At 70.9% G+C, this 16,908-nt stretch carries 17 protein-coding genes, 1 other RNA gene, 1 pseudogene and 1 riboswitch; of the genes and pseudogenes, 14 read left to right on the top strand and 5 right to left on the bottom strand.

Going from position 1 to position 16,908, the window contains the following annotated elements; translation table 11 throughout:
* Nucleotides 1-6 precede the first annotated feature (6 nt).
* The 8 genes from nrdR (at nt 7) to thiL (ending at nt 6,368) form a co-directional block, all read left to right on the top strand.
* Nucleotides 7-537, top strand: coding sequence for a transcriptional regulator NrdR (gene nrdR / locus IE075_RS12040; protein WP_189456874.1), 531 nt, complete (start codon nt 7-9; stop codon nt 535-537).
* Nucleotides 534-1,658: a bifunctional diaminohydroxyphosphoribosylaminopyrimidine deaminase/5-amino-6-(5-phosphoribosylamino)uracil reductase RibD gene (gene ribD / locus IE075_RS12035; protein ID WP_343224904.1), complete on the top strand. Its 1,125-nt coding sequence runs from the start codon at nt 534-536 to the stop codon at nt 1,656-1,658. The genes nrdR and ribD overlap by 4 nt, the downstream gene beginning before the upstream one ends.
* 134 nt (nt 1,659-1,792) lie before the next feature.
* A riboswitch (FMN riboswitch) is annotated at nt 1,793-1,963 on the top strand.
* A gap of 141 nt (nt 1,964-2,104) precedes the next feature.
* Complete coding sequence (locus IE075_RS12030; protein WP_189456872.1) at nt 2,105-2,704, top strand: riboflavin synthase; 600 nt, start codon at nt 2,105-2,107, stop codon at nt 2,702-2,704.
* A gap of 63 nt (nt 2,705-2,767) precedes the next feature.
* Nucleotides 2,768-3,874 carry a 3,4-dihydroxy-2-butanone-4-phosphate synthase gene (gene ribB / locus IE075_RS12025; protein ID WP_189456870.1) on the top strand — a complete coding sequence of 369 codons (1,107 nt, stop codon included), beginning with the start codon at nt 2,768-2,770 and terminating at the stop codon, nt 3,872-3,874.
* A 61-nt stretch (nt 3,875-3,935) separates the two neighbouring features.
* Nucleotides 3,936-4,430, top strand: coding sequence for a 6,7-dimethyl-8-ribityllumazine synthase (gene ribH, locus IE075_RS12020; RefSeq protein ID WP_189456868.1), 495 nt, complete (start codon nt 3,936-3,938; stop codon nt 4,428-4,430).
* A complete protein-coding gene (gene nusB / locus IE075_RS12015) occupies nt 4,427-4,891 on the top strand; it encodes a transcription antitermination factor NusB (protein WP_189456866.1) in 465 nt (154 codons plus the stop codon). The genes ribH and nusB overlap by 4 nt, the downstream gene beginning before the upstream one ends.
* A complete protein-coding gene (locus tag IE075_RS12010; protein ID WP_229792499.1) occupies nt 4,852-5,352 on the top strand; it encodes a methyltransferase family protein in 501 nt (166 codons plus the stop codon). Before nusB ends, IE075_RS12010 begins: the two co-directional genes overlap by 40 nt.
* Before the next feature lie 32 nt (nt 5,353-5,384).
* The gene (gene thiL / locus IE075_RS12005; protein ID WP_189456864.1) at nt 5,385-6,368 is read left to right on the top strand and encodes a thiamine-phosphate kinase; all 984 of its coding nucleotides are present in this window, start codon (nt 5,385-5,387) and stop codon (nt 6,366-6,368) included.
* A 3-nt stretch (nt 6,369-6,371) separates the two neighbouring features.
* Here the strand turns inward: thiL and IE075_RS12000 are convergent, their stop codons facing one another.
* The 5 genes and pseudogenes from IE075_RS12000 to IE075_RS11980 form a co-directional block, all read right to left on the bottom strand.
* Entirely contained in the window at nt 6,372-7,301 is a 930-nt protein-coding gene (locus IE075_RS12000; protein WP_189456862.1) for an alpha/beta hydrolase, read from the bottom strand.
* A gap of 114 nt (nt 7,302-7,415) precedes the next feature.
* Nucleotides 7,416-8,072, bottom strand: coding sequence for a uracil-DNA glycosylase family protein (locus IE075_RS11995; protein WP_229792498.1), 657 nt, complete (start codon nt 8,070-8,072; stop codon nt 7,416-7,418).
* 55 nt (nt 8,073-8,127) lie between these two features.
* Nucleotides 8,128-9,516: an FAD-binding oxidoreductase gene (locus IE075_RS11990; RefSeq protein ID WP_189456860.1), complete on the bottom strand. Its 1,389-nt coding sequence runs from the start codon at nt 9,514-9,516 to the stop codon at nt 8,128-8,130.
* A 161-nt stretch (nt 9,517-9,677) separates the two neighbouring features.
* Nucleotides 9,678-10,070 carry a YraN family protein gene (locus tag IE075_RS11985; RefSeq protein WP_189456859.1) on the bottom strand — a complete coding sequence of 131 codons (393 nt, stop codon included), beginning with the start codon at nt 10,068-10,070 and terminating at the stop codon, nt 9,678-9,680.
* A pseudogene (locus IE075_RS11980) lies at nt 10,054-11,337 on the bottom strand (penicillin-binding protein activator); the annotation flags it as partial. The pseudogene IE075_RS11980 and the gene IE075_RS11985, both read right to left, overlap by 17 nt.
* A gap of 207 nt (nt 11,338-11,544) precedes the next feature.
* On the opposite strand from IE075_RS11980, the gene rsmI reads away from it, so the two are divergent.
* The 6 genes from rsmI to IE075_RS11950 all read left to right on the top strand — a co-directional run bounded on the left by rsmI (nt 11,545) and on the right by IE075_RS11950 (nt 16,906).
* Nucleotides 11,545-12,387: a 16S rRNA (cytidine(1402)-2'-O)-methyltransferase gene (rsmI, locus tag IE075_RS11975; RefSeq protein WP_189456857.1), complete on the top strand. Its 843-nt coding sequence runs from the start codon at nt 11,545-11,547 to the stop codon at nt 12,385-12,387.
* Nucleotides 12,388-12,512: 125 nt separating this feature from the next.
* Nucleotides 12,513-12,878, top strand: an RNA gene (gene rnpB, locus IE075_RS11970) — RNase P RNA component class A.
* A gap of 455 nt (nt 12,879-13,333) precedes the next feature.
* The gene (gene mraZ / locus IE075_RS11965) at nt 13,334-13,780 is read left to right on the top strand and encodes a division/cell wall cluster transcriptional repressor MraZ (RefSeq protein WP_189456856.1); all 447 of its coding nucleotides are present in this window, start codon (nt 13,334-13,336) and stop codon (nt 13,778-13,780) included.
* Entirely contained in the window at nt 13,777-14,736 is a 960-nt protein-coding gene (gene rsmH, locus IE075_RS11960) for a 16S rRNA (cytosine(1402)-N(4))-methyltransferase RsmH (protein ID WP_268244938.1), read from the top strand. Before mraZ ends, rsmH begins: the two co-directional genes overlap by 4 nt.
* On the top strand, nt 14,733-14,999 hold the full coding sequence (gene ftsL / locus IE075_RS11955) for a cell division protein FtsL (RefSeq protein WP_189456854.1): 267 nt from the start codon (nt 14,733-14,735) through the stop codon (nt 14,997-14,999). Before rsmH ends, ftsL begins: the two co-directional genes overlap by 4 nt.
* Nucleotides 15,000-15,052: 53 nt before the next feature.
* Nucleotides 15,053-16,906: a peptidoglycan D,D-transpeptidase FtsI family protein gene (locus tag IE075_RS11950; RefSeq protein ID WP_189457242.1), complete on the top strand. Its 1,854-nt coding sequence runs from the start codon at nt 15,053-15,055 to the stop codon at nt 16,904-16,906.
* The last annotated feature ends 2 nt before the right edge of the window (nt 16,907-16,908 follow it).

The following is a 16,908-nucleotide window of genomic DNA, read 5'->3' as shown; positions in this document are numbered from 1 at the left end:
CACCGCATGCACTGCCCGTTCTGCCAGCACAGCGACACGCGCGTGATCGATTCGCGCGTGTCCGAAGACGGCGCGACGATCCGCCGGCGACGCGTGTGCGAAGCCTGTGGCGAGCGGTTTTCGACGCTGGAGACGATCGAACTCAAGCTGCCGGTCATCATCAAAGGCGACGGCCGGCGCGAGGCATTCGATGCCCGCAAGCTGCGCAATGGCTTTGATCGCGCGCTGCAGAAGCGGCCGGTCGCCGAGGAGCAGATCGAGGCGGCGGTGCGCGCGGTCGTGCACCAGCTGCGCATGACCGCCGAGCGCGAGCTTGCGTCGCGACGCGTCGGTGAGTTCGTAATGGCCGAGCTGCGCAAGCTCGACCACGTCGGCTACGTGCGCTTCGCGTCCGTGTACCGCTCCTTCCAGGACGTGGCGGATTTCCGCGAGGAGCTCGACCGACTCGAGCGTGAAGCGGCGCCGGCCGAGAGCCAGCTGCCGCTGCTCGACGGCGAGCCGGCGGCACTCGCGCGCGCGCGCAAGAAGGTGCCGTGACGGACAGCGCGCAAGCGGCGACGTGGCCCGACGCCGGCTTCAGCGCGACGGACCACGCGCACATGGCGCACGCACTGCGGCTTGCAGCGCGCGGCCGCTACACGACCCGCCCGAACCCGATGGTGGGCTGCGTGCTCGCACACGGCGAGCGCGTGGTCGGTGACGGCTACCACGTGCGTGCGGGCGAGCCGCATGCCGAGGTGCACGCTCTGCGCGCGGCCGGCGATGCAGCCCGCGGCGCGACCGCGTACGTGACGCTGGAACCGTGCGCGCACACTGGGCGCACTGGTCCGTGTGCGAACGCGCTCATCGACGCCGGCGTCTCGCGCGTCGTGGCCGCGATGCGCGATCCGTTTCCGCAGGTGGACGGCGCGGGCTTCGATCGCCTGCGCGCGGCTGGCATCGCGGTCGAAAGCGGTTTGCTCGAAGCGCAGGCGCGCGCGCTCAACGCGGGCTATCTGTCGCGCCTCGTGCGCGGCCGGCCGTGGGTGCGCGTCAAGCTCGCGATGAGCCTTGACGGCCGCACCGCGCTCGCGAGCGGCGAATCGAAATGGATCACGGGCGCGGCGGCGCGCGCGGACGTGCAGCGCTGGCGTGCATGCGCGGGCGCGATCGTGACCGGCTCGGGCACGGTGCTTGCCGATGACCCCGCGATGACGGTCCGCCTCGACGGCGTCGACGTCGCGCCGCCGCTGCGCGTCGTGCTCGACGCCGGGCTGGCGACGGTGCATCGCGGCCGCGTGCGGGAAGGCGGGTCGCCCACGCTGTATGTGCATGCGCCGGATGTGAAGCCGCCGCGCGGACTCGACGCGCAGCTCGCGGCAGCGCCCGTGCACGGCGGCCGCTTCGACCTGCAAGCAGTGCTCGCCATGCTCGCCGCGCGCGACATCAACGAGGTCCTCGTCGAGGCCGGCGCGACGCTTGCCGGCGGTTTCCTGGCCGCGGGTCTCGTCGACGAGCTTGTGCTGTACATCGCCCCGGTGCTGCTCGGCGCGCGGGCACGCCCGCTGTTCGATGGGCTCGACATCGACACGATGGCCGAGCGCCTGCAGCTTGAACTGGTCGAAACGCGCACGTTCGGGGCCGATCTGCGCCTGACGCTGCGGCCGCGCGCGACGTAAGTCACCCGCGGGCGGCCCGGTCAGCGCAGTGCATCGCGATGAGGCTCCAGCGGTGCAACGGTGCGAACCGGCCGGCAGCGTCTGTCGGCGGGGCTCCGGGGCTACAATGCCCACGGCCGGTTCGCCGGCTTCCACGACGTCTTCAGGGCGGGGTGAGATTCCCCACCGGCGGTAGGTGCGCGATGCGCACGAGCCCGCGAGCGCCCGTCGCCTTGCGTGTCGGGGTCAGCAGATCCGGTCGAATGCCGGAGCCGACGGTTGGACGGCCTGCGCCGTCCTCACAGTCCGGATGAAAGAAGACGGCTTCGAGCGACGGCGGCCCCGGGCCGGCGTCGTGCGTCGCCTCATGCCTTGAGGCGTTTTTCGCCCGTGTCCACTTGCGAGAAACGTTTCATGTCCCAGTCGATTACCGCCCTGTGCGCGGCCGCTGCCGCCGGGGGGCGCTGATGTTCACCGGCCTCATCGAAGGCGTCGGCGCGCTCGTCGCGGCCGAGCCGCACGGGGGCGACGTGCGCCTGCGCATCCAGGCGGGCACGCTGCCGTTCGTCGACGTGCGCCTCGGCGAGAGCATCGCCGTCAACGGCGTGTGCCTGACCGTCATCGCGTTCGACGACGCCGGCTTCGACGCAGACGTGTCGACCGAGACGCTCGCGCTCACCACGCTCGGCCGGCTCGGTCCCGGCGCACCGGTCAACCTCGAGCGCGCGATGCGCCCGCACGACCGCCTCGGTGGCCACCTCGTGAGCGGCCACGTCGACGGCGTCGGCGCGGTCGAGTCGATCGAGCCCGACGCGCGTGCGCAGCGCTGGCGCTTCTCGGCGCCGACGTCGTTGCTGCGCTACATCGCCAAGAAGGGCTCGATCTGCGTCGACGGCGTGAGTCTCACGGTCAACCACGTCGACGACGCGGGCTTTGAGGTCGCGCTCGTGCCGCACACGGTCGCGCACACCGCGTTCTCAGCGGCGCGCGTTGGCGATGTGGTGAACCTCGAGATCGACCTCGTCGCGCGCTACGTCGAGCGGCTGCTGCAGGGCGGGCGCGCGTAACCGCGCCGCGCGTCGACCCCGGGCGCTGCGCTTGCCCGGTTACGTCAATTCCAGGAAACCGTCATGAGCTTCAGCCCGATTCCCGAACTGCTCGAAGAGATCCGCGCCGGCCGCATGGTCGTCATCGTCGACGACGAGGACCGCGAGAACGAGGGCGACCTCATCATGGCCGCCGAGCTCGTGCGGCCGCAGGACATCAATTTCATGGTCACGCACGCGCGCGGCCTGGTGTGCCTGTCATTGACGAGGGAACGCTGCCGCCAGCTCGGCCTGCCGCCGATGGTGCAGTCGAACACGTCGCCCCACCACACGAACTTCACCGTCTCGATCGAGGCGGCCGAGGGCGTCACGACGGGCATCAGCGCCTACGACCGCGCCCATACGGTGCGCACCGCAGTACGCCCGGACGCGAGCGCCGACGACCTCAACCAGCCGGGCCACATCTTCCCGCTGACCGCGCAACCCGGCGGTGTGCTCACGCGCGCCGGCCACACCGAGGCGGCGAGCGATCTTGCGTTGCTCGCCGGGCTTGAGCCCGCCGGCGTGCTCGTCGAGATCCTCAACCCCGACGGCTCGATGGCGCGCCGGCCCGAGCTCGAGGCGTTCGCGCGCGAGCACGGGCTCAAGATGGGCTCGATCGAAGCGCTGATCCGGCATCGGCTCGAAACCGAGCACACGGTCGAGCGCGTGGATGCGCGCACGATCGACACCGAGCACGGCGAATTCCAGCTTGTGAGCTACCGGGACCGCCTCTCGCGTGCGCTGCATTTCGCCCTACTGCGCGGCGAGCCCGACGCCGATGCGCCGACACTGGTGCGCGTGCACGTGCAGAACCCGCTCTCCGATGCGCTGCACTGGCGCCGGCCGGACTTCGGCCCTGCAGTCGGCGACGTGCTTGCGGCGATCGCGCGTGAAGGCCGCGGCGCGCTCGTGCTGCTCGCCGACAGCGCCGATGCCGACGCACTGCTGGCCCGCATCCGCGCCACGCCGGCCGAGCCCGAAGCACCGTCGCGCGGCCACGCGGTGGCCGAATGGCGGCGCAACGGCGCCGGTGGCCAGATCCTCGCCGACCTCGGCCTCGGCAAGCTGCGCGTGCTCGGCACACCGCGCAAGCAGATCGGCCTGGGCGGTTTCGGGCTTGAGGTCGTCGAGTACGTCGAACTGGCCTGAACGGCCGCGCCGCATCGACCCCGTACACTACGCGCCCTCCGCCCCACCCGAAGACTGCCCGATGGCCCATTTCGAAGGCGACCTGCGCTGCCCGCCCGGCGCGCGGTTCGCGATCATCGCCAGCCGCTGGAACCCGCGCATCACCGACACGCTCGTCGCCGGCGCGCGGCAGGCGCTCGCGGCGCACGGCGTGCCCGAGTCGGCCGTCGATGTCGTGCGCGTGCCGGGCGCATGGGAAATCCCGCTCGCCGCCGCCGGCATTGCGCAGGCCGGCGCGCACGCGGCCGTGGTCGCACTCGGCTGCGTGGTGCGCGGTGACACCCGTCATTACGAGCACGTCGCCGATCGCTGTGCGGAAGGGCTGATGCGCGTGTCGCTCGATTACCGGCTGCCGGTTGCGAACGGCGTGCTCGCGGTCGAGCGCCACGAAGACGCCGAGGCGCGCGCTGGCGGCAGCCACGGCAACAAGGGCGAGGAGGCCGCGCTTGCGGCGCTCGAGATGACCCATCTGCTGCCGCAGTTCGCGGCGGTCGCGCGCATCGAGGAAGTCGCATGAACCACCGCCGCCGCCCTGATGGCATCGATCCGGTTGCGCGTTCGCGTGCGCGCCGCCGCGCCGTGCAGGCGCTGTACGCATGGCAGCTGTCCGGTGCGACCGCGCGCGATGTCATCGCGCAGTTCGCGCACGAGCAGGCGAAGGAAGTGGCCGACCTCGAGTACTTCGAAGACCTCGTGCGCGGCGTCGATGCGCACCAGGAAGCGCTCGACGATGCGCTGCAGCCATTCCTCGACCGCGACATCGAACAGGTCGACCCGGTCGAGCGAGCGGCGCTGCGCATCGCGACCTACGAGCTGCGCATGCGCCCGGACGTGCCGTATCGCGTGGTCATCAACGAGGCGATCGAAGGCGTGAAGCGCTTCGGCGCCGAGCACGGCCACACCTACATCAACGGCGTGCTTGATCGGGCAGCCGCGGAGTGGCGCGCGGTCGAGATGCAGGCCTCGCGCAAGCGCTGAGCCGCGTGCTCGACGCCCGGCTGCCACCGCCGCTGTTGCTGGTGCTGCTGGGCGCGGCGATGTGGGCGGTCTCGGTGCACGTGCCCGGGTTCATGCTGCGCCACCCGACCATCGATGCGGTCGCCGCAGCGCTCGCGGTCGTGGGTCTTCTCGCGAACGGGTTGCCGAAGCTCGCGTTCTCGCGCGTGCGCACCACCGTCAATCCGCTGCGTCCGTCGAATGCGACGTCACTCGTCACGCACGGCCTGCATCGCGTGAGTCGCAACCCGATGTACGTCGGGCATGTGCTGTTGCTCGCCGCATGGGCGCTGTATCTCGGGCATGCGATTGCGGCGCTGTGCGTGCCCCTGCAGATGGCATGGCTGGCGCGCTTCCAGATCCTGCCCGAAGAGCGCGCGCTCGACGCGAAGTTCGGCGTCGCATGGCAGGCCTACCGCACGCGCGTGCCGCGCTGGCTGTAGCGTGCAGCGCACTCAAGGGCACGAGCGAAAACATGGCCGAGTTTGATCTGATCGAGCGAATCCGTGCGCGCGTCGCGACGCGCGCCGATGTGGTGCTCGGCATCGGCGACGACGCGGCGTTGCTGCAGGTGCCCGCGGGCATGCAGCTCGTGGTCGCAATGGACACGCTCAATGCGGGCGTGCATTTCCCTGAGGGCACGGCGCCGGCCGACATCGGCTGGAAGGCGCTGGCGGTGAACCTGTCCGATCTCGCCGCGATGGGCGCGGCGCCCGCGTGGTGCACGTTGTCGTTGTCGTTGCCCCAGCCCGACGCACGCTGGGTCGATGCGTTCCTCGATGGTTTCCTCGCGCTCGCCGATGCGCATCGCGTCGCGCTCATCGGCGGCGACACCACGCGCGGGCCGCTGTCGATCTGCGTGACCGCGCACGGCGTCGTCGAGCCGGGCCGGGCCGTGCGTCGCGACGGTGCCCGCATCGGAGACGACGTGTGGGTCAGCGGCACGCTCGGCGACGCGGCGGCGGGGCTCGCGCGTTGGCGCGGTGACGCGCCGGACGTGGAGGCCGCGGACGCGGCATCGCGCGCCGCCCACGACACCGCGCTGCGGATGCGGCTCGACCGACCGACGCCGCGCGTTGCGCTCGGCGGCGCGCTGGCTGGCCTCGCGCATGCCTGCATCGACGTGTCCGACGGTCTGCTCGCGGATCTGGCCCACATCGCACGCGCGAGCGGCGCGGCAATTGAGATCGACGTCGACGCGCTGCCGGCCTCGGACCCGCTGCACGCCACGTTCGCGCGTGAGCGTTGCCGCGTGCTGCAGGCGACCGGCGGCGACGATTACGAGCTGTGCTTCACGGCGCCTCCAAGGCACGCGGCTGAAATCGAGCGCGCCGCGGCGGACTGCGCCGTGCGCCTCACGCGCATCGGCCGCGTGCACGCGGGCAGCGGGGTCCGGGTGCGCTGCAACGATGGCGCGCCGTGGGCGGCGCCTCGAGCGGGCTACGTGCACTTCGCCTGAGGCTCAGCCCGGCGTGTACGGTTCCGTACCCGGCAGCGCCCACTGCAGTCCACGGCTGATCGAGTCGGGAAACACGGTCAAGTGGTCTTCGTGCTCGACGACTTCGCTGTCGATGCGCAGGCCCGGGTAGCGGCGTGCGCGCAGGCGGCGTTCGAACTCGTGCACGTCGCCCACCATGCCGGCTGTTCGGTAATGACGGGCCGTGTCGCCCGGCGTTTCGTACATGCCGATGTAGAGGCGCACGTTTGCCGGCAGGTCGGCGTGTGCGTCTGCATACGCCTGCTCGGTGGCGCGGATCCGGTGGCCGTGGAACCACAGCGACGGGCTGCTGAGGATGTAGTGCTCGAACATCGATGGGCGCGTGAGCAGCACGTGGCCCCCGAACAGGCCGCCGAGCGAATGGCCCGCGAACACCTTGCGCGTCATGTCGGCACGGTAGTGGCGCGCGACCATCGGAAACACGCGCTGTTCGATGAAGTCGCGGTAGGCGTCGGCCTCCCCGTAAAGCTCGGCGGTGTACCGCTTGCCGCGGTGTTGGCTCGGATCGAGCAGCGGATTGGAGGGTGTGTAGTCGCGGCTGCGGCTGGCCTTGGAGGTCTGGCCGGCTTCAGGCGGCAGTCCGACGAGGATGAAGTCCTCGATATTGCGGCCGCTCTGTCCGAGCAGGTTGCGGATGCTGCGCACGAGCGGGAACGCATACGCGCCGTCCGTTACGAACACGACGGGGTAACGCCGGTCGGTCTGCGCATAACCGGCCGGCAGCGCGACCCAGATGGGGTAGCGGCGGCCCGCCTCGGAGACGAGTTCATGTGCGGCCGTGTCGGGGAGCGACCGGCGCGGGTGCGGCGTCGTCCACCTGCACCGCCGGCGGGGGTGGGGCCACGACCTGCGCCTGCGCGGACGCCGTGTTGCGGTCGCAGCCGGACAGCGCACACAGCGCCGCCATCGTTGCGCCAAGCACTCTTGTTCGCATTCCGTCCATGCACGCCCGCCGTCCTGTCGAGCCGGCGAGCCTAATCCGGATTCGCGCTGGAGCGGGGTGCGGCCTCAGCCCGCGAGCGCGGCCTGCACCCGATCTCGCAGCGCGGGCAGCACCTCGTCCTCGAACCACGGATTCGCCTTGAACCACGCGACGTTGCGCGGGCTCGGGTGCGGCAGCGGGAACACCGTCGGCGCGTACTCGCGCCACGCGCGCACGGTGTCGGTGAGCGTGGCCTTGCGGCGTTCGGCCAAGCCATGCGCCTGCGCGTACTGGCCGATCAGCAGCGTGAGTTCGACGCCCGGCAGCAGCGGCAGCAAGCGCGGGTGCCAGGTGCGACGACACTCCGGGCGCGGCGGTGCATCGCCGGATCCGGCGCGACCCGGATAGCAAAAGCCCATCGGCACGATCGCGACGCGCGCGGGGTCGTAGAAGGTGGCTTCATCGATCTGCAGCCAGCGACGCAGCCGCTCGCCGCTCGCGTCGGTCCATGGGATGCCACTCGCATGCACCTTCGTGCCCGGCGCCTGCCCCACGATCAGCAGGCGCGCGCCGGGCGATGCCTGCAGCACCGGCCGCGGGCCGAGCGGCAGGTGCGCCTCGCACAGGCGGCAGTCGCGGATGTCGCCGAGCAGGGCGTCGAGGTGGTCGGTCATGGCGGGAAGGATGCGGGCATGCGCGCCCGTTGCACCGTCGGTCGCCCGCGCGTCGGGCACGAGGTTCATCCGTGTGAGGCGGGCAGGGCGCCTGAGCCCAATCGAAATGACCACGGCGATTGCCTCACGCGGGCGGCAGCAGCTTGCCTGGGTTGAGGATCGCATCGGGGTCGAACGTGGCTTTGAGGGCGCGCATAAGCGCAAGCGTCGGCGCGTCGATCGCATGCGGAATGAAGTCGCGCTTCGCGAGCCCGATGCCGTGCTCGCCCGACAGCGTGCCGCCGAGCGAGATCGCAAGCGCGAACACCTTCGGCAGCGCGGCGTGTGCGCGTTCGTGCTGCGAGGCGTCGGCAGGGTCGTAGAGGATGTTGACGTGCAGGTTGCCGTTGCCGGCGTGGCCGAACGTCACGATCGGAAGGTCCGCCTCGCGCGCAATCGTCTGCACGCCGTCGACGAGCGCGGGGATGCGCGAGACCGGCACCACGACGTCCTCGTTGATCTTGCCCGGCGCGAGCGTGCGCAATGCGGGCGAGAGCGCCTTGCGCGCGGCCCAGAGCTTTGCGCGCGCGGCCTCGTCGGGCGCGTCGTCAAGCGACACGAGCCCGTCGCCCGTCGCCGCACGACGCAGGGCGTCGACATCGTGCGCGAGCGCATGCGCGTCGCCGTCGGCTTCGATCATGAGCAGCGCGCCGGCGTCGACCGGCAGGTCCGCGCCGCCCACGTCGCGCGCGAGCCGCACGGCGTGGTGGTCCATGAATTCGAGCATCGATGGCGTGACCGGCTGCGCCATCAGCCGCGCCACGGCGGCCGCCGCGCTGGCGACGTCGCGATAGATCGCACGGACGGCGCGTCGCGCGGGCGGGGCGGGCGTGAGCCGCAGCGTCGCCTCGACGATGAGCGCGAGCGTGCCTTCGCTGCCGACGAGCAGACGCTGCAGGTCGAAGCCGGTCGCGCCCTTCGTCGTCGCGGTGCCGCAGGTGATGAGCTCGCCCGCACCGGTCACCGCGGTCAGCGCGAGCACGTTGTCGCGGCTCGCACCGTACTTGACCGCGCGCGGCCCGCCGGCGTTGCACGCGAGGTTGCCGCCGACGGTGCTGAACGCGGCGCTGGTGGGGTCGGGCGGCCAGAACAGCCCGTGCGGCGCGAGCGCGGACTGCAGGTCGCCATTGAGCACGCCGGGCTCGACGATCGCGCAGCGGTCGCCCGGGCGGATGTCGACGATGCGCTCCATGCGCTCGAACGAGACGACCACGCCGCCTGCGACCGGCACGGCCGCGCCGGTCGTGTTCGTGCCGCGGCCGCGCGCGACGACCGGCACGCGGTGCCGGCGGCACGCACGCACGAGCCCGACCACCTGCTCGCGGGTGCGCGGCAGCGCGACCGCGTCGGGCATCGCATGCCGGCGCGAGTTGTCGTAGCCGTAGGTGAGTCGCTCGTTCGCATCGGTGCGCCAGCCGTCGCCGAGCAGCGCCGCAAGTTCGGTGTCGAGGTCGGCCGGGAGCAGGGCGGTCATTGCCGGATTATCGCGGAGATGAGGCGCGGGGCCGGGGCGCCGTCGAACCAGACGCCTGACCAACGTTGCGTCGTTTACGACGCGGGATCCGTCCTCAGCGAACCGCGCAGCTTGCGGTCCATCACCCCGCTGCGCTTCGAAATCGCAAACCCCGTCGCTGCTCAGTCGTCTGCGCGAAACGCGTCGCGCAGCCAGGTCAGCCGCGGCGCGGCGGGGTCCCCGTCGGCCTCGACCACGTCGAAGCGGCACGGATGCTGCGCATACGCGGGATGCGCGAGCAGAAACAGCTGGGCTGCCGCGACGAGCTTGCGGCGTTTGCGCGCATCGACCGACGCCGCACCGCCGCCGAACCCCGCGTGGCTGCGGTACCGCACTTCGACGAACACGAGCGATGCGCCGCCGCGGGCGGCGGGATCGAGCATCACGAGGTCGAGCTCGCCGAGCCGGAACGAGGCGTTCGCGACAACCGGGCGCAGCCCGGCGCGCTCGAGGTGCACGCGCGCAGCGGCCTCGACCGCGGTGCCGCGCGCGCGCCGGTCAACCGCGGCTGGCATCCGAGAGCGGCACTGGACGACCGCCGTTGAATGTCGACCACGCGGGGGTGCGCTGCACATTGCCGAAGCCGTCGAGACGCAGCACGCCGGTCGCGCCTTCCAAGCTTCCGTCCGCGCGTCGCGCGAGGTGCTCGAGATACGCAGCCAGGCGCCACGCGTCGTGACCGAACGCGAACAGGCGCGCGGCCGCACCGCGAGCGCTCGGCAGGCGCGAGGCCACGCTGTCGGCCGACGGCAGGCCCGCGAGGCCGCGGTTCGTCCACGTCTCGGCCGGGAACGCAATGCCGTCGAGCACGCGGTCCTGGTCGGCCTTGCCGGTGCCCGACAGCAGCTGCGACGTCGCCACGCGCGGGCGGTCGCCCAGGCCCGCAAGCGCGAGCTTCGGCACGAGCGTGCGCGCGGTGCTGCCCTTGACCGCAAGGAACACGGCGTCGACCGGCGTCGCCGGCTGTGCGAACGCAGCGAAGTCCTCGGTCGTGTTCGGCACGACCGCGGTGACCTGACCGCCGCGCTCGGCGAGCCGCGACCGCATCGACGCGACCGCGCGGCGCTGCGTCTCGTCGTTGTTCGCCACGACGAGCACGTTGCGCGCGCCGCGCGCGAGCAGGTACTCGGCCGCCGCAACGCCTTCATCCTCGGGCGACAGCGAGAAGCTCACGTGGCCGGCCGGCGGGTCGACCGCGCCGCGGTTGAGCGCAAGCACGGGCACGGGCAGGGTGCCGCGCCGGAACACCGCATCGACCTCGTCGCGATTGAGCGGACCGACCACGAAGTCGCTGCCGGCCGCGACCGCGCGGTCGTACGCGGCGACTGCGCCGGCGGTGGTGTCGTAGAACGTGATCTCGGGCCGACGGCGCGTTTCGCCGTGGAACGCCGCCAGCAGGCCATCGCGCACGGGCGCGGCCGCAACGGCCAGTTCACCGGTCAGCGGCAGTAACACGGCAAGGCGCTGCGGCGGGCGGTAGCCGTCGCGATCGGCGGGCGGGCGGTCGTCAGCCCCGAAGCTCGCTGCGGCGCGGTCGAACGGGCGTGGCAGCGGCAGGCCGCGACGCAGCAGCGCCCGACCAGCGTAGTTGTACAGCGGCTCGCCTTCCGGCAACGAGGCCGCAACCCGCGCCAGCGACTCGTTGTCCAGATTGGCGAGCAGGCGCTCGATGCGCGATTCGTTCTCGCCGCGTGCCGCGCCGCTGAGCTGCGCGGTGTCGCGTGCCAGCGCGCGCGCCTCGTCGATGGCCTGCGGCTCGACCTTGGCCGTCTCGACCGCGGCGGGCGTGGAACTCGGCGCGGTCGTGGTGCAAGCGCCGAGCGTCACCGCCAGCAACGCAGCGCCGGCCAGCAGCGGCAGGCGCGAGAGGGGCATCGCGGATCGGTTCGGCATCGGGCTCATCGCGGTCGTGCGCCGCGGGCGCGGCGTTTTCGGGGGATTGGGTAGGATTCTACCCGGCCCCCCTGTAAGAGCACGATGCTGAGCACGATGCAAACCACCGGCACGCTGCACGTCGTCGCGACCCCGATCGGCCATCTGGGCGACCTCTCACCGCGTGCGCGCGAGACGCTCGCCGGGGTCGACGCGATCTGCGCCGAGGACACGCGGCACACGCGGCAGCTGCTCGCGCATTTCGGCATCGAGCGCCCTCTGGTGGCGCTGCACCAGCACAACGAGTCCGCGCAGTCGGCGCAGCTCGTCGCGCGATTGCAGGCGGGCGAGTCGCTCGCGCTCGTGTCCGACGCCGGCACGCCGTTGATCAGCGATCCGGGTTTTCGCCTCGTGCGTGCCGCGCGCGAGGCCGATATACGTGTCTCGCCCGTGCCCGGTGCATGCGCGGCAATCGCGGCCATGAGCGTCGCCGGGATCGCATCGGACCGCTTCACGTTCGAAGGCTTTCTGCCCGCGAAGACCGGCGCCCGCCGCGAGCGGCTGGCGCGGCTCGCGTCGGAGTCGCGCACGCTCGTGTTCTACGAGGCGGCGCATCGCATCCAAGAGACGCTCGACGACTGCGCGGCCGCGTTCGGGGGCGAGCGCCACGCTGCCCTTGGGCGCGAGCTCACTAAGTTGTTCGAAACCGTGCTCGACGGCCCGCTCGACCGGCTGCGCGACCGCGTGGCGGCCGATCCCAACCAGCGACGCGGCGAGTTCGTGCTCATCGTCGAAGGCGCCGGCGACGACGCGGACGCGCGCATCATCGAAGGCCGCCGGCTGTACGCGAAGCTCGCCGAGCACCTGCCGCCGTCGACCGCGGCGAAGCTCGCGGCCGAGCTCAGCGGCGCGCCGCGCAAAGCGCTCTACGGTGGCGAGCCGAGAGACAGCGGCGAGTAGCGACCCGCCGCAGCGTCGTTGGCCCGCCGCGCCCTCATCGACCGCGCCGCATTTCCGGCACGTCGTGCCCAATTCGCACGCGCCCGGCCCGATCCGGGCGGGCCGCTCCCGTACAATCGCCGCGCGGAGTCGGCCAGGCAGTCGCGTCATTCCTATGGAATGCCGAGGAAAGTCCGGGCTCCACAGGGCACGGTGCCAGGTAACGCCTGGGCGGCGAGAGCCGACGGAAAGTGCAACAGAGAGAGACCGCCGAACGGCCTGGTGTTCGCAAGAGTGCTGGGTGCGTGGCAAGGGTGAAACGGTGCGGTAAGAGCGCACCGCGAGTCCGGCAACGGACCGGCACGGCAAACCCCACCGGGAGCAAGACCAAATAGGGAGACGATGCCGCGGCCCGCGGTGTCTCCGGGTAGGTCGCTTGAGCGGCGCAGTGATGCGTCGCCTAGAGGAATGACTGTCCACGACAGAACCCGGCTTATCGGCCGGCTCCGCCTTCTTTCCGACCCCGGCACTGGGTGGCCTTACCCGCCACCCGGTGCCGGGCGCTCGACGGCGACCCCGGTCCGACGGGTCGCACCGCGCCGGCCCGGAGGGCCTCCGCAGGCGCGCCACGTGCCCGAAAACGCCCATGGTGCAGCGCACCATCAAGCACTTACGGTCGAGCTTCACGGATCCCGAAATCGCCTCCTGAAAGGTCCAGTCTCAAAAACTGAGACGAAACAAGAGGTAGTGGATAAGTCTTGAATAAGACTGTGAAGTATCTCGTAAACCCTTGACTTTATTGGCGAAATCTCTTCCCTAAAGTTGTTGACAACGCTGTAGAGGCTGCCTAAGGTGGGCACCTGAGGGGAAACCGGGTTTTTCGTGGTTTTCGGTGGCTGGAGCATGACCTGCGGTCGTGCTTCGGCGAGGTGAACCGTCCGCAGAGACGGACTGCCACAGGTGCTGCATGTTCCAGGGCGAAACCGCCATCACGATCGACGACAAGGGACGGCTCGCGGTGCCCACCGCGTACCGTGACCTCGTCGCGCGTGAGTGCGGGAACCGACTGGTCATCACCTACAATCCGTTCGAGTCCGGCAGCCTCTACCTCTACCCGCTGCAGGTCTGGGAGCGCGTGCGCGACCAGGTCAACGCACTGCCGCGGGTCAAAGCCGTCAACCGCAGCATGCAGCTCAAGCTCGTCGGCGCTGCGACGCCGGTCGAGCTCGACGGCAACGGGCGCGTGTCGATCCCGGCAAGCCACCGCGCCGCCGTCGGCATCGAGAAGAAGGCCGTGCTGCTGGGCATGGGCGACAAGTTCGAACTCTGGAGCGAGCAGGCGCATCACGCGCAGATCCGTCAGACCATCTCTGACGACGATCTGAGCGCGGAGCTGCTCGACCTGCAGCTGTGACGGGCGGTGGCCTCGGGCCCGGTGCCGGGTCCGGCCACCTCCCGGTGATGTACGCGCAGGTGCTCGATGCGCTGCGTGTGCAGGGGGATGGAACGTATCTCGACGGCACGTTCGGGCGCGGCGGTCACGCGCGCGGCGTGCTGCAACTTCTCGGCCCCGGAGGCCGGCTGCTCGTCATGGACAAGGACCCCGACGCGATTGCCGTCGCCGAACGCGAGTTCGGTGCCGATCCGCGCGTGTCCATTTTCCGCGGCAGTTTTGCCGAGCTCGCGCAGTGGGATGCCACCGAAGCGGGCCTCGACGGCGTGCTGTTCGACCTCGGCGTGTCCTCGCCGCAGCTCGATGTCGCCGAGCGCGGCTTCAGCTTCGGCAAGGACGGTCCGCTCGACATGCGCATGGATCCGGACTCGGGCGAGAGCGCTGCGCAGTGGCTCGCGCGCGCGGACGATCGCGAGATCGCCGACGTGCTCTGGCGCTACGCGGACGAGCGCATGAGCCGCAAGATCGCGCGCACGATCGTGGCCCGTCGCGACGCGCAGCCCCTCGAGCGCACCGCGCAGCTCGCCGACCTCATCGCATCGGTGATGCCGCGCGGCAAAGACAAGATCCATCCGGCGACGCGCAGCTTCCAGGCGATCCGCATCTTCATCAACCGCGAACTCGCCGATCTCGAAGTCGGCCTCGACGCCGCCTACGAGCGCCTGCGTCCTGGCGGCCGGCTCGCGGTGATCAGCTTCCATTCGCTCGAAGACCGCATCGTCAAGCAGTTCATTGCGCGCCACTCGAAGGCGCCCGCGGGCGATCGCCGGATGCCGGTCGAGCAGTCGTTCACGCCGACGCTGCGCGCGATCGGCGGTGCCGAGAAGGCCGACGACGCCGAGCTTGCCGCCAATCCGCGCGCACGCAGCGCGGTGCTGCGCGTCGCCGAGAAGCTTCCGATGCAGGAGGCGGCATGACGCTTCGCATCCTCGTCGTCGTGCTCGTCGTCGCGAACGTCGCCTCGGCGCTCGCCCTCGTGCATGCACGTCATCGGCATCGCCAGCTGTTCGTGCAGCTCAGCCGCCTCGAGAAGGCGCGCGACGAGCTCAACATCGACTTCGGTCGCTTGCAACTCGAGCAGGCGACCTGGGCCGAGAGCAACCGCATCGACCAGATCGCGCGCGATCGGCTCGGCATGAAATTTCCTGAAGGTGTCGAAACCGTGGTGATCCGTCCATGAGCGAGCGCGGCAACCACGACCGCGGCCGCCGCGCGCGTCCGTCGATCAAGGCGATGATCGGCGGCGACGGCGCCCGCCCACGCGGTCGTGCCCAGTTCGACCTGCGCAAGCGCCTGCTGCTCGTGACCGGCACGCTCGGCCTGTGTTCGCTCGCGCTCGTCGGCCGCGCGCTCGATCTGCAGGTGATCAACAACGAGTTCTATCGGCAGCAGGGCGATGCGCGTGCGCTGCGCGAGATCCCGATCGCGACCTCGCGCGGCATGATCACCGACCGCAACGGCGAGCCGCTCGCGGTGTCGACGCCGGTCGAGTCGATCTGGGGCAACCCGCAGGAGCTGCTCAAGCATCCGCAGCGGCTGCCCGATCTCGCCAAGGCGCTCGGCATGCCTGTCGATGAGCTCACGCGCAAGCTGAGCCAGCGCGCCGGCAAGGAGTTCCTGTACCTCAAGCGCCGCATCAACCCGGACGAGGCGCAAGAGATCCTTGCCCACAAGGTCCCGGGCGTGTTCAGCCAGCGCGAGTACCGCCGCTTCTACCCGCAGGGCGAAGCGCTCGCGCACGTGCTCGGCTTCACGAACATCGACGACCGCGGGCAGGAAGGCCTCGAGCTCGCGTTCGATGACTGGCTGCGCGGCAAGCCCGGCGCGAAGCGCGTGATCCGCGACGGCGCCGGCCGCATCGTCGAGAGCGTCGATTTGGTGCGCGCGGCCGAGCCGGGTGGCGACCTCACACTCACGATTGACCGCCGCATCCAGTTCCTCGCCCACCGCGAGCTGCGCAACGCGCTGCAGCGCACGGGCGCGAGCGCGGGCTCGGCCGTCGTAGTCGACATCGCGACCGGCGAGGTCCTCGCGATGGCGAACCTGCCGACGTACAACCCGAACGCGGTCGCGTCGACGCCGGTCGACCACCGCCGCAACCGCGCGGTAACCGACGTCATCGAGCCGGGCTCGACGATGAAGCCGCTGACCGTCGCAGCCGGGCTCGAGGCGGGCGTGATCACGCCGACGACGTTGTTCAACACCAATCCGGGCTGGATCGCGAACGGTCGCTACCGCACGACCGACCACAAGAACTACGGGATCCTCGACACGACGGGCGTGATCCAGAAGAGTTCGAACGTCGCATCGGCGGTGATCGTGCACAAGCTCGACAACCGCTTCTTCCACGACTTCCTCGCGCGCTTTGGCTACGGCCGCAAGCCGGGCAGCGGATTTCCCGGCGAGTCGTCGGGCGTGCTCGCGCCGCCGGCGAAGTGGTCGGGCACCACGAAGCAGACGATGTCGTACGGCTACGGCCTGTCGGCGACGCCGCTGCAGATCGCGATGGCGTACGCGGCGCTCGCGAACGGCGGCCAGCTGCTGCCGCCGACGTTCGTCAAAGGTGAGCGGAAGGAAGGGCAGCAGGTGCTGGATCCCGCGATCGCCGCGCAGGTGATGGCGATGATGCAGACCGTCACCGAAACGGGCGGCACGGCCACGCAGGCGGCGATCCTGGGCTACCACGTTGCCGGCAAGACCGGCACCGCGCGCAAGTTCAATGCGAGCGGCGGCTACTCGCGCCGGTACATCTCGTTCTTTGCGGGCGTCGTGCCGGTCGCGAACCCGCGCTTTTCGATGGTCGTCGTCGTTAACGACCCCGACCCGGCAAAGGGCTACTTCGGCGGTCTCGTGTCTGCGCCCGTGTTCAAAAGCGTGATGGAAGGGTCGCTGCGTCTGATGGACGTCGCGCCCGACGACATCGACACCTGGCTTGCCGCGCAGGCCGAGGCCGAAGCAAAGCGCCTGAAGGCGAGTGGCGCGAAAGTGCCCGCTCCGCGATCGACCGCCGCGCTCGCGCCGGCCACCACCGCGGTGACCGCGCTCGTGACGGCGCTGCCCATCCCGGTGGCCGAGGTCACGCCGTGAGT

Origin of the sequence: Cognatilysobacter bugurensis, from assembly GCF_014652095.1 — a bacterium.
Classification (GTDB): Bacteria; Pseudomonadota; Gammaproteobacteria; order Xanthomonadales; family Xanthomonadaceae; genus Cognatilysobacter; species Cognatilysobacter bugurensis.
The sequence above is the reverse complement of the archived record's forward strand: the minus strand, read 5'-3'. Positions and strand labels throughout refer to the sequence as shown.